This window comes from Aquibacillus halophilus, assembly GCF_009649745.1.
Lineage (GTDB): Bacteria > Bacillota > Bacilli > Bacillales > Amphibacillaceae > Aquibacillus > Aquibacillus halophilus.
In genome coordinates this window covers 134,178-147,273 of record NZ_WJNG01000006.1, presented here as the reverse complement: position 1 = coordinate 147,273, position 13,096 = coordinate 134,178, and the positions used below count along the sequence as shown (strand labels likewise).

Annotated in this window: 9 protein-coding genes and 2 pseudogenes; 1 reads left to right on the top strand and 10 read right to left on the bottom strand. The window is 37.1% G+C overall.

Annotated features, from left to right (window positions below):
- Positions 1-79: 79 nt before the first annotated feature.
- From GH741_RS08810 to GH741_RS08770, 9 genes and pseudogenes are all read right to left on the bottom strand, one after another.
- On the bottom strand, positions 80-1,234 hold the full coding sequence (locus GH741_RS08810) for a Gfo/Idh/MocA family protein (protein ID WP_153736428.1): 1,155 nt from the start codon (positions 1,232-1,234) through the stop codon (positions 80-82).
- A 286-nt stretch (positions 1,235-1,520) separates the two neighbouring features.
- Positions 1,521-3,236 carry a type 2 periplasmic-binding domain-containing protein gene (locus GH741_RS08805; RefSeq protein ID WP_153736427.1) on the bottom strand — a complete coding sequence of 572 codons (1,716 nt, stop codon included), beginning with the start codon at positions 3,234-3,236 and terminating at the stop codon, positions 1,521-1,523.
- A gap of 381 nt (positions 3,237-3,617) precedes the next feature.
- Entirely contained in the window at positions 3,618-3,857 is a 240-nt protein-coding gene (locus tag GH741_RS08800; RefSeq protein WP_153736426.1) for a hypothetical protein, read from the bottom strand.
- Positions 3,858-4,277: 420 nt separating this feature from the next.
- Positions 4,278-5,682, bottom strand: a pseudogene (gene uxaC, locus GH741_RS08795) (glucuronate isomerase).
- A 35-nt stretch (positions 5,683-5,717) separates the two neighbouring features.
- Entirely contained in the window at positions 5,718-6,263 is a 546-nt protein-coding gene (locus GH741_RS08790; protein ID WP_153736425.1) for a D-lyxose/D-mannose family sugar isomerase, read from the bottom strand.
- A 184-nt stretch (positions 6,264-6,447) separates the two neighbouring features.
- Positions 6,448-7,293, bottom strand: a complete 846-nt coding sequence (locus GH741_RS08785; protein ID WP_153736424.1) for an SDR family oxidoreductase — start codon at positions 7,291-7,293, stop codon at positions 6,448-6,450.
- A gap of 54 nt (positions 7,294-7,347) precedes the next feature.
- A complete protein-coding gene (gene uxuA, locus GH741_RS08780) occupies positions 7,348-8,406 on the bottom strand; it encodes a mannonate dehydratase (protein ID WP_153736423.1) in 1,059 nt (352 codons plus the stop codon).
- A gap of 81 nt (positions 8,407-8,487) precedes the next feature.
- Positions 8,488-10,584, bottom strand: a complete 2,097-nt coding sequence (locus tag GH741_RS08775; protein WP_153736422.1) for an alpha-glucuronidase family glycosyl hydrolase — start codon at positions 10,582-10,584, stop codon at positions 8,488-8,490.
- A gap of 107 nt (positions 10,585-10,691) precedes the next feature.
- Positions 10,692-11,408: a GntR family transcriptional regulator gene (locus GH741_RS08770; protein ID WP_420809392.1), complete on the bottom strand. Its 717-nt coding sequence runs from the start codon at positions 11,406-11,408 to the stop codon at positions 10,692-10,694.
- A gap of 343 nt (positions 11,409-11,751) precedes the next feature.
- On the opposite strand from GH741_RS08770, the gene GH741_RS08765 reads away from it, so the two are divergent.
- Complete coding sequence (locus tag GH741_RS08765) at positions 11,752-11,889, top strand: hypothetical protein (protein ID WP_153736420.1); 138 nt, start codon at positions 11,752-11,754, stop codon at positions 11,887-11,889.
- 72 nt (positions 11,890-11,961) lie between these two features.
- Here GH741_RS08765 and GH741_RS08760 read toward each other — a convergent pair.
- Positions 11,962-13,089 (bottom strand): annotated as a pseudogene (locus tag GH741_RS08760) (Gfo/Idh/MocA family protein).
- Positions 13,090-13,096: the final 7 nt, after the last annotated feature.

Here is a 13,096-nt window from a genome sequence, read left to right as displayed (position 1 = left end):
TAACCTAAACCCCTTTCACTTGCTTAAAATTTTATTTTTTTAATTCAATCCTATTAACCATTCAGTACTCATCACTTAATTACTCGTACTTCCCACCAGTTGTAATTGTGTTATTAGTAAAATTCGCAACTGAATTTTTCTTTTCATAGAAATAGGTAGCACCTTTCATTACACCTTCTCTTGTATAAAAAGGACTGTCCTCACTCAATGGTAGCTTAACTGTTTTGCCTAGACTTGAAGATTCATATATAGCTGTGATTAATTCAAGTGTTTGTCTTCCTTGTTTACCATCAATTAAGACATCTCTATTGTCTTCAATGGCAGATAATATATCATTTATTTGTCCTACATGTCCCTCATATTTTAGGTCTGGTATTTGGTTATAAACGTGTTGAATTTTTTCTTCTAGCTCTAAATCCTCAATCGGAAAACCATTTTCTTGTGAAGTTGATGCTTTAAGCTTCCAAGGTGCAGACACACGCGCTTTCTTACCTTGAAAAATCAGCTGTTGTTCTTCACCATGGTGTACTACAGAACTTGTAATTTGAGCTATGCTACCATTTTCATACTTTGCTATCGCTACTGATAAATCCTCAACTTCGGCGTTATCATGAGATGTGTTACTTGTAACAGCCGTTATTTCAGCCGGCATACCGTTCATCCATTGAAAAATATCGATATGGTGTACTGCATGGTTTAACGTACATCCACCACCTTCTTTTTCCCATGTACCTCTCCACCAAAGATCATAATAACTGTGGCCTCGCCACCAAAAAGAATCAACTTGTGTATGTACAATTGGCCCCATTAATTTTGTATCTAGTACATGCTTTAACTTCATCATCGGGGTGGTAAAACGATTCTGCGCTATAACTGAGAGGAGTTTGTTATTGTTCGATGCGGCTTGATTCATCGCATCACACTCAGCTAAAGAAGAAGCCATAGGTTTTTCAACCAAAACATGTTTACCCGCATTTAAAAAGTCGATTGATATATCCGCATGTGTATATGGAGGGGTACAAACTGAAACTAAGTCAATATCTGACCTTTCCAACAACTCTTTGTAATTACTATAAATATCTACAGAAAGGTTAAATTCAATTGCCAAATGTTCCGCTTTATCTTCAAATAAATCACATAAAGCCACAATCTTACATTTATCTTGGAACTCTAAATAACTTTTAATGTGGGAAGACACAATTGCACCCGTACCAATAATCGCTATGTTTATCATATACACTCACTCCTAAGTTTTTCTCACTGAAACTTTAAAATCACTGAATATACTAGACTGGCTTATTATAGTAGTAGGTACTCGATTCAAAAAGAGTGGCATAAAGCAAATCCAATCAAAAAATTTGTTGGATTAATTTTAGAAGGCAACAAAAACCTACGAAAAGAGAATATATTTCAATAATTTTCAACAAATTCTTGACCCTATAATCGACTTCAACCTTAAAATAATTAATAAGAAGGCTGAACTTCCTGTAAAGGATAGTTCAGCCTTCCATCTTTACTTCTTAATTACCTGACAACTTTGCTGCTTTATTCTTAACAGATTCAGTTATCGTTTCTTCATAAGCTTCATAAGGAAGTTCTGCTACCTCAGCTTTGTATTCTTCCCATTTAGATTCAAATTCACTAGGTTCAGCATTAATGATTGCAGGGTATGCACGTACCATCAAATCATTAATTTGTTGAGCATAAATTGCAGCTGGAGAGCCAGTTTCAATCGGTGTATCCCAAGCTGGGAACCATGGTCTTTCGTCTGGCGCAGCAAAATTTTCAGTGAAAGTGGTAATATCGTAAGCATCTAGGAATTCTTGGTCCCCTTCAGTGTACATCAGTGTAGCTACCTCAGGTTGTGTAGGTGGTTCAACGGCATTACCATCATCGAATTTGCCGCTCATACGTGGCCAACCCCATTCAAAATAGCTAAAACCATATGAATCTCTGTATTCTAGATCAGAAGTTAATTCAATTTGCTCCATAGTACGGGTATAACGACCATCTTCATCTACTTCGTAGTGTTCGCCTTCAACACCCCACATAATTAACTTTTGAGTTTCAATTTTAGCGAGATGGTCAAAATATTTAATAATTTTAATTTGATCTTCTTCAGATGTACCCGTTGTTATACCCATTCCTGGAGAAGCAACATAAGCAACTGGATCTAAATATTGATCTTTGATATCTTTCTCAAATGTTACTGGGAAAGCCATGTAATCATTGTATATATCATCATCTGCTTCAAGCGTATCAAAAGCCGGTCCTACCTGCCAACCATAATCAAAGAATCCAAGCAAACGACCAGATGTAATCTTAGCTAGGTACTCATCATAGTTTTGTGTAAATGCTTCTCTATCAAAAAGACCTTTGTTGTTTACATCATTTAATTTTTCTAACCACCTGTGTGTCATTTCTTTATCTGCATATATTGTTGCATCCATAGTGTCCATGTCAACGTAAACACCACCATCGTTTGGATAACCAGCTAAGTGGTTTGGTTGGTTCGAAAGCGCGAAAAATCTCCAATCGTAAGTTAACGCTGTAAACCCGATAGTATCTGCTCCATCAATAGTTGGATTATCTTCTTTGTATGTTTCAATAATATCAAAATATTCATCTAGTGTTTCAGGGTGTGGATAGCCAAGCTCTTTTAGTACAGAACGCTTAATCCACCAAGCCCCTTGGTTTTGGGTGACTGGTTTAGCATACCCGTTAGGTGCACCAGATGATATAATATAAATGTTTTCATCATCACGTTTCATTAATTCCCAATATGGCTCGTACATTTTGTAAAGGTTTGGTGCATGATCCTTAATAAGATCATTCAAAGGAACAAATCCTCCTGCATCAATAACAGCATCTGTAGATTGCTCTGCATTTAATAGTTCTGGGTAATCACCACTAGCAATCATTGTACCAATCTTCTGGTTAACATCTCCTACAATGTGCTCGATGTCAAAATTAACACCTGTAGCCTCTTCGAATTGTTTACCGAGCGTTGTTTCACTTGTGTTAATGTCTGTGTCTGGACCGCTAGCATCAAAGAAATCAAATGTTACTACTTCTTGTTGTTCAACTTCTCCCTCGCCATCAGTATCACTACTAGACTCAGACTCTGTGTTACTGTCATCTGTGTTACTGGTTGATTCATCGTCACTACAAGCTACAACAAATAGTAAAAACATTAATACAAAACCTAAAAGCAAATAATTCTTTTTAAACAACATAATTACCCCTCTCCATACTTTGTGATTGGTCTTACTTGAACTTTTACCTCCTATTAAGTGTAAGCACTTACACCTTTACCTCTCTTTTATGTAAGCACTTTCATCATATCGCTTATTAGTTATAATAGTCACCCCAAAAAGTATAGATAAAACTTTGAAAACTATAGTTATGACAACTTTTTACAGTTTTTTTGCCAATTAATGAATGTATTTGTTTGCGTTTTCATAAGATACACTTCCTTTCAACAGCAAAAAAAGATTGTAGTTCAATAGAGAACTACAATCTTTTTAATAGTTTTTATAAGTTGTTACTATTACCGCTAAGGTATTTTTTATTAAATTAGGCTGTTTTCTAAAAGATTGTTATTTTTGACAGATTATCTATAAACTGCGACGTAACTTACACCACTTCGGAAATACACTACGCTTTCCGCGGGCGGCTGTTGAGCCTCCTCGTGCTACGCACTGTGGGGTCTCATCTATGCCTTTCCATCCCGCAGGAGTCTCCGGTATTTCCTCCGTTGGTATAGTTCGTTGTTTGAGTACTACATTTAAACAAGCAACAACGGCTTTCATGCGACGAATAACCGCAGGACCTGAATTATCTTCCCGAATCAACATCGCACTTAGAAAAAGGATTTGTATTTACTAGGAGTCTATTCATTCTGCCTACACTGGTAATAGTGTTCATTTGTGAAGAGGACTTTCCCCTTAAATAGAAAGCTTTTCTAAGATGTTGAACTACACTACGTATAGGATGGTGATTGGAGCGGAGGGCAGTCGACTCCTGGGGGAAAAGCGACGGCTGAAAATCCCGCAGGAAGTGGTTTTGTTCCGAGGAAGTTGAAGCGTTGCCCGCGCAAAGCTACTGCCCGGAGCGCAAATCAACAAGTAGTTACGTCGCAATTTACATCAACTGCGAATATTAGGAACTAAAAAACTTACAAAATGAGCATTAAATTAAGTTTGGGTACCATTTTCCAACTGCAAAAAAATACAACTTCTACGCTATTTTCTATTTTTCGTTTGAATTACCTTTAGTCACAGTTTAACATCTAGATAACTTTCAACATTATTAAAAGAAATATCCTGAATAACACTTCCTAGCCATTCAATATCCTTTGGGTATTCACCATCTTCAACCCAATTACCAATGATATTACATAGAATTCTTCTGAAATATTCGTGCCGTGTATAAGAGAGCAGACTTCTGGAATCTGTTAGCATCCCAATAAACCTGGATAACACCCCTACGTTAGCGAGTGTCTTGATCTGTGCCTCCATCCCATCACGGTGATCATTGAACCACCACGCAGTTCCAAACTGGACTTTTCCAGGTACGTCTGCCTGAAAATTCCCAATCATAGTAGCAATCATATAATTATCACGAGGATTTAAATTGTAAAGAATCGTTTTTGGCAGCTCATTTGTTTTGTCTAGCTCATTTAACAAACTTGATAAGTCCTGTGCATAGGTGAAATCTGCAATTGAATCAAATCCTGTATTTGGACCAACTTTTTCTACCATACGAGAATTGGTACTACGCAATCCCCCAATATGATATTGCATTGACCACCCTTTTTTAGCATATTGTTTTCCTAAAAACACTAATAAATACGATTTAAATTGCTTCGCATCCTCTGTTGTTAAAGTTTCTTTTCGCAGTGCTTTGGCGAATATTTTTTCACACGTTTGTTCACTTGAAACAGTATAAAAAGGTTGATCAAGACCGTGATCCGATAGTCGACAACCTACTTCATGGAAATAGTTTATTCGCCCTGCCATTGCATGCATGAAATCTGCGAACGTAGTAATTTCTTCCCCATGAATGTGTGCTAATTTATCCAGCCAGTCCGTAAATGTTTCCAGATGAACATTTAATGCTCCATCAGGGCGGAAAGTAGGCAGAACTTTGACATCAAACGATGGATCTTCTTTTAGTTGTAGATGATATTCCAGTAAGTCAACAGGATCATCTGTTGTACATAACGCTTTCACATTAAATTGCTTAATAATATTCCGTGCTGAAAACTGTTCTGATTGTATTTCTCTATTACACTTTTCCCATATTTGTTCTGCTGTTTTAGGACTCAATACCTCATTAATTCCAAAACATCGTTGTAACTCTAAATGTGTCCAATGGTACAATGGATTTCCAATCAAATGCGGTACAGCTTCTGCCCATTTAATATATTTTTCTTCATCACTTTTGGCACCAGTTATATATTCTTCTGGAACACCGTTGCTCCTTAATACTCTCCATTTGTAATGATCATCACCTAGCCAAAGTTCTGTGATCGAATTGAATCGTTTATCTTCTGCAATTTCTTTTGCAGTTAGGTGACAGTGATAATCAAATATTGGCATGTCTTTCGCATATTTATGATACAATTCTTTAGCTGTTTTCGGTTTCTAGCAAAAAATCAACATCTAAAAATGATTTCATTACTACCCTCCTGTCACTGTTTATAGGCTTCTGTTTTAGTTCGGAATCTGTGGCGCACGTAAAATAGTTGGATCAGTAAAAATATCATACTCATCCCTACTAGTCGTTGAAAATTCAGAAACAATTGCACCACTAGGACCAGATTGGAACCAATGTAAGGTATTTGGAGGAATCGTAAACTGATCACCAGGATTTAATTCAATTTCATGAAACACAGTATAATACTTGTCACTACCTGAAGGAACTTTTGCCTTTATATCTGTTGTTGGCTCTCCTTCTATATACAACCATACTTTCCCCCATCGACACCGAAACGTCTCTGTTTTACCTTCTAAACTACCAATCGAAGGATGTTTATGTTCAGGGCATGTTTGATTTGGAAACAGAACTAATTCCTTCGCACAATAATAATCGTTATTAATATAGGTAATTAATTCCAACCCTTGTAACTCCAACTGATTAAGCCCAAAATCAGCAATTTCAACTGCTTCTTTTTCTTGTTTTGTTAAAACAATTCCGGCTTGTTCAAAAAGATCATTCGTTCGTTTCTTAGCTATTAAATACTCGTCTTTAGCTACCATTGGAATTCACCTCTCCTTTTTAATCGTACATGTATAACCTTCTAGACAACCAAAAATATAGTAGAATGTTTCATCACATTCTTAAAGAAATAATGGATTCTTAGCACCAATACTTGTTGTAAATAAAAACCTAAGAATACGACGTGATTGGTTTATAACCTGCCTTTTTAAAATACAACTTTACTTAAACTCCTGAATAAGCCATGAATCCTCCATCAACTGGGATACAAGTTCCTGTCACAAACCCACTTGCATCATCATTCACTAACCACAATAGTGTTCCTAATAGGTCTTCAGGGCTTCCTAATCTTCTCATCGGTGTGTGTGCTACTATTTTTTCCATTCTTGGCTTCGGTGAACCATCCTCATTAGTAAGCAGAGAACGATTTTGATCAGTTAAGAAAAATCCTGGAGCAATTGCATTCACACGTACACCCGACTCTGCCATATGTACGGCTAACCACTGAGTAAAGTTATTAATAGCAGCCTTGGCAGCACTATATGCAGGAACCTTTGTCATCGGACTTGGTGCACTCATAGATGAAATATTTATAACCGAACCACTATTTCCTACCATTCGTTTCGTGAAAATTTGTGTTGGTATGAGGGTACCGATAAAATTAACATTTAAAACGGAATTAAACCCCTCCGTTGTTAAGTCGAAAAATGAATTCACTTCCTCATCTTCAATATCAGACAAGTTCAGTGTTTCATTCGACGTACTACCTTGTGGATGGTTTCCACCAGCACCATTAACTAATACATCACATCGTCCGTATGTTTGAAAAACAATTTCTTCAGCGTTTTTTACACTTTCTCTATCTAAAACATCACATTGAATAGCAAGTGCATGTCCACCAGCTTTTTTAATTTCGTTTGCTACTACAATTGCTTTTTCTTCGGTTCGATTTAGAATAGCTACCTTCATACCTTGCCTAGCAAGCTCTTTTGACATCTGTCCACAAAGAACTCCACCACCTCCAGTAACAACAGCCACCTTACCCTTTAAATCTGGATTAATAGTTAACATGCTATAGTTCCTCCTTTTTGGTTTCTGGAAAAATTAATGAATCAATATTGATTTCTACTGTCTTTCTACAGAATCCCATAATCCCCATAAATACATGATACCTAGTGCTCGGTCATACAAACCATACCCTGGTCTACATTTCTCGTCCCATATATGTCTGCCATGGTCTGGACGTGCATAACCGGCAAATCCACTGTCGTGATAAGCCTTTACAATAGCATAGATATCAACTGTTCCATCCTCGGTCCTGTGAGAGGTTTCCACAAAATCCCCGTTTTGGTAGACCTTTAGATTTCTTATATGCGCAAACGGAATTCTATCAGCAAATTCTCTTACCATGTCAGGAATATTATTTGTTGGATTTGCACCAAGAGAGCCACTACAGAGAGTGACACCATTATAAGGACTGTCAACAAGCTTTAGTAATCTTCTAATGTTATCCTGTGATGTAATCAATCTTGGTAATCCAAAAATTGGCCAAGGCGGATCATCTGGATGAATAGCCATTTTAATATCATTCACTTCAGCAACAGGAATGATTTGTTCTAAAAAATATTGTAAATTATCCCATAAATTTTCTGTCGTTACTTGACTGTAAGCAGTAAATAATCGTTTCAACGACTTTAACCGTTCTGGTTCCCAACCCGGCATGGTAAAGTCCTGGTTAGCAGCAATTTTTTCTACTAACTCAATTGGATCCATACTCTCAACCTTGGCTTTCTCGTAAAATAAAGCGGTTGAACCATCTTCTAATCGTTTATCTAGTTCTGTACGAGTCCAATCAAACACAGGCATGAAATTATAACAAATAACCTTCGCACCAGCTTTTGCTAACTTTTCAATTGTTCGTTTGTAGTTTTCTATATATTTATCTCTCGCTGGCAAACCTAGTTTAATATCTTCATGAACATTGACACTTTCTACAACATCAATATGAAATCCATGTTCATCAGCTTGTTGCTTCACTTCCTCAATCCGTTCTAACGGCCACTCCTCGCCCGCTGGTATATCATGCAGGGACCAAACTATTCCTTCGACACCAGGGATTTGTTTGATGTGGTTCAAACTTACTTGATCATTCCCATTACCAAACCACCGAAATACCATTCTCATATCATTTTCCCCCAATCCATTTACGATCTACAACAGATAACTAGGGGCCATCTATAGATAACCCCTTTGTTAAATCATGCTTTAATAGATTGTTCTATTCTGATCATCCGAAATTCCGGACTTTCTAAAATAGTACGTATTAATCTTATCTCGCCATTCGACAGCATTTTTTAATTGAAGTTGCAGCCTTTCAGCAACATTATTAAATCGATAGTCGTCTATTTTCCCATCTAACTTGTTCCATCTGTCAATTAAATCTTTCACCTGCTCTACCCCTTTAAAGTGGGTATTGTAAATATATTGGATAACTGTTTCACCAGATTTAAGCTGGTGGGTATATGGAACGTGATGATAAAATAATAGAAATTCATCAGGACAATTCTCAAGAGAATTATAGATCTCAGCATTAGGTGAGAAATACTGATTCGTGTAGCCTGTACCTGTTTCTACAGTTCGATCAACACCGACTCCGTCTCGATCTGAAAAGTGGTAAGTTCCCCACACATCGTATTCATACCCATCTACATTTGGTCCATAGTGATGACTTGGATTAATCATCCAACCAACACCTAATGGAGCCGTATAGTTCTCATAGATATTCCATGAATCTAGTAGCATTCCTTTAATAGTTTCCACTACCAATGGATCATTACCAAATGTTGATTGAACCCATTCCTCAGCTATTTCTTCTGCTCCCAATTCCGGATCCCAGATTAAGCGGCCGTATCCGTAGAAATTAGCTTGGGCAAGTGTATTACCAGTCCAATTGATATCATTACCAATATTTGAAACTGCCGCTACACCACTATAACGATAATTGTACATAGAGCCATCTACAATGGTTTTAACCGTTGAACCTTCGCCCTTTGCATGAGTATCAAAGTCAAAGTATTCTTTCCACTGTGGAACTAGATAACATAAGTCTTTTTGTTGACCTGTATATTCCTGAGCGACTTGGAATTCCATCATCTGATTTGTTTTTTCCATCGCACCAAACAATGGAGAAACTGGCTCCTTAACCTGGAAATCCATTGGTCCATTTTTCACCTGTAAAATAACATTATCAAGAAACTTACCATCTAATGGTTTGAAATTGTCATAAGCAGCTCGCGCTCGGTCAGTTGTTCTGTCACGCCAATCCTGTAAACAGTTGTAGACAAAACATCTCCAAACAACGATACCATTATAAGGCTGCAATGCTTTAGCTAGCACATTAGCACCTTCAGCATGATCACGATCATATGAAAATGGACCTGGACGATGCTCTGAGTCAGCTTTTACAACAAATCCACCAAAGTCTGGAATGTAACTGTAGATTTCTTTTACCTTCTCTGCCCACCATTGTTGCACACCTTCATCAAGTGGATCAGCTGTAGTCAAGTTGCCAATTTCAATCGGACTTGCATAGTTAATACTTAAAAGTGTTTGAATACCATATGACCTGAATATGTCTGCTACTTTTTGAACTTCAGGTAAAAATTTACTTGTGATAAGATTCGTTTCAATCTCCCAAACATTAACATTATTAATCGAAATAGCGTTGATTCCAACTGACGCTAACAGTCTTGCATAATCTTTGATTCTATATAAGTCATTAGTAAATTGATTGTTATCATAGAAAATGGAGTTTCCTGAATAGCCGCGTTCAACACTTCCATCCATATTATCCCATTGATTGATAATTCTAATCTGATTTCTTGGAGACTCCACTAGATCAAGTGAATTTACCGATTTTCTTGTTTGTATTAAACGTAGCAAATGATACGCACCGTACAATATACCTTTATCAGACTTGCCAACCAAAAGGATCTTGTTATTCCCTTCCTTGTTGACTGATTTAAGCACGTAGCTTTCGTCATTTAATTTTTCAAAAAGATCCGAAGATAGTTCATAGTCACTTAAGTTAATGCTTTCGTATGTACCTAGAATAATAGAAGCATCGTTTGAAAAATAGTTATAGATTGTTGGCTCTTTATCTAGCATAGATTTGACACCATCAGCTAGTTCCTCTACAGCAGATCTCACAATAGGTGAATCTTCAGTAAAACTTAAACTTAAACAATAAGGTAAATATTCTTCAATTAACTTACTATCGGTTATTTTGTTATATTGAAGCCAACAGGAATAACCTTTTTCCAAAAAAGTATCTTCAACAATGTTTACACTATTTATATTCATGAATGTATCCCCCTCTAATATTCGTCAAAGTTCTGCTAGAAAAACACTAACAGTTATTTTTGACAACGGTTACAAATTGACTTAAAAAAAACTACTATCTATTGCCCTTATTCAAAGAATCCCGGATAGCGTTTCTTTAATTCCTCTTTTTCTAGATTAACCAATTTTAGATGACTTGTCATCGCTTGCTCTGCATGATCTAGACTTTTCTTTGCAACATAGTTATATATTTCTTTATGCTGGGAAACTACAATATTCCAATCTTGATTTGCAACCAAACGTAACATCCGTAATCTATCAAAGTGACTATTCATTTGTCGAATCATGTTCCATGTTCGTATTTTCCCACAACCTTCAAACAAAATACGGTGGAACTCATCATCAAGCTCAAACAGTTTATGATGTGAATCTTTTTCAATACATAATTCCTGGAATCTAACATTCGTTTCCAATTGGAATAATAGATTTTTGTCAAAGACCTGACAAGCTTCCCTTACAACAGCCTTTTCGATATTTTCTCTTATGAATCTACCCTCTTCAACCAGCGATAAATCTATTAGTGTAACAATTGTCCCACTTTGAGGATAGACTCCTAATAATTCTTCCTGAGACAACTTAAGAAAGGCTTCCCGGACTGGCGTTCGACTTACCTTAAGCTTTTCGGATACCTCTTTTTCTGAAATTTTCGTACCGGGCTCAAGCTTTAGATTAATTATTTGGTTTCTTAATGTGTAATATACAAAGTCTCTTGTTGATCCATTAATCCTTGTGTTTATTATAGTTATCCCTTTCACCCCACCCTCAAAACTAGCAAATAAATATATCACAATCAGTTTGACACTTTAGTTATACTAGTATGGTAGTTATACAAGATTTATTATAAGGTTTTTTGGTTTAGATTTCAAATGAAAAATAACTATTAAAATATAATACCGTTTTCTAAGACACAATTTCCATAAACTGCGGCGTAACTTACACCACTTCGGAAATACACTACGCTTTCCGCGGGCGGCTGTTGAGCCTCCTCGTGCTGCGCACTGTGGGGTCTCATCTATGCCTTTCCATCCCGCAGGACTTGAATTTTCTTCTTGAATCAACACCGCACGAAGAAAATGGATGTTTATTTTCGAGGAGTCTCCGTGTATTCCCTCCGTTGGGATCGTTTCGTTGGGAAAAGCGACGGCTGAAAATCCCGCAGGAAGCGGTATTCTTCCGAGGAAGTTGAAGCGTTGCCCGCGGAAAGCGACTGTCCGAAGCGCAAATCAACTAGTAGCTACTTTACGACGCAATTTACATCAACTGTGAGGTTTTAAAATTGAAAAGAGCAAACTAAAAGAGGAAGCGCCCTAAGGCCTCCCTCCTAATATCGTTTCTTAATTATAATTTAACCCACTGTTTTGTCTCAGACGATTGATCAATTGCCTCCAATACCTTTTGATTCTTCACCCCATCTTCAAAGTTTGGGGTTGGCTGATAATCTTCTACAATACCCTTCATAAATTCATGAATTAAATGAATAAACGTATGCTCATACCCAATAATATGTCCTGCAGGCCAATATGCACCAACGTAGGGATGGTGCTCTTCCGTACAATTAATTAGTCGGAATCCCTGTAATCCAGGTTCATCATCTTGAAAAAACACCTCTAAATTGTTCATATTTTCCATGTCCCAACGAACCGAACCTTTTTCTCCATTTATTTCAAACTTATTTTTGTTGCGGTTCCCACCAGCAAACCTAGAAGCCTCAAACGTTCCTAAGGTTCCATTTTCAAACCGGGCGATAAAAGCTACTGCATCATCAACAGTAACCTCTCCTACTTCATTACCACCTGATTGAGCTTTTAGACCGCCTGACATTTCACCAATAGGCCGCTCCTTGATAAATGTTTCCGTGGTTCCTACTAATTCCTTGAATTCACCGATTAAAAAGCGAGCTAAATCAATGCTATGTGCTCCAATATCACCTAGAGCACCAGAACCGGAGACCTCTTTCTTTAATCGCCATACAAGCGGAAAATTCGGATCCATAATCCAATCCTGTAAATAGTTTGCTCTAAAGTGATAGATTCTACCTAAACGTCCATCATCAATTAGCTTCTTAATATATTGAACAGCTGGTACATAACGGTAATTGTGACAAATCATGTGTTTCACCTTATGTTTTTTTACTGCTTCATACATCTGTTCGGCTTCTTCAACCGTTAATGCAAGTGGTTTTTCCGATATAATATGTTTGCCCGCTTCAGCAGCAGCAATCGCAATCTCTGCATGAGTATGGTTTGGGGTTACAATATCAATCACATCGATATCGTCACGTTCAATCAATTTTCGTCAATCTGTTTCATAGGACTCCCATCCCATTGTTTCAGCAGCTTCTTTAACAGCCTCTTCATTTCTTCCTGCTATTGCTTTAAGGACTGGTTTCACTTTTGGATCAAAGAAAAAAGGTAAGTCACGATAAGCATGACTATGAGCTTTTCCCATAAATTGATATCCTACCATTCCAATT

Bases quoted from the DNA above. Each gene is read 5' to 3' on its own strand.
- GH741_RS08810 (WP_153736428.1), bottom strand. From the start codon at position 1,234: ATGATAAACATAGCGATTATTGGTACGGGTGCAATTGTGTCTTCCCAC.
- GH741_RS08805 (WP_153736427.1), bottom strand. From the start codon at position 3,236: ATGTTGTTTAAAAAGAATTATTTGCTTTTAGGTTTTGTATTAATGTTT.
- GH741_RS08800 (WP_153736426.1), bottom strand. From the start codon at position 3,857: ATGTTGATTCGGGAAGATAATTCAGGTCCTGCGGTTATTCGTCGCATG.
- GH741_RS08790 (WP_153736425.1), bottom strand. From the start codon at position 6,263: ATGGTAGCTAAAGACGAGTATTTAATAGCTAAGAAACGAACGAATGAT.
- GH741_RS08785 (WP_153736424.1), bottom strand. From the start codon at position 7,293: ATGTTAACTATTAATCCAGATTTAAAGGGTAAGGTGGCTGTTGTTACT.
- uxuA (WP_153736423.1), bottom strand. From the start codon at position 8,406: ATGAGAATGGTATTTCGGTGGTTTGGTAATGGGAATGATCAAGTAAGT.
- GH741_RS08775 (WP_153736422.1), bottom strand. From the start codon at position 10,584: ATGAATATAAATAGTGTAAACATTGTTGAAGATACTTTTTTGGAAAAA.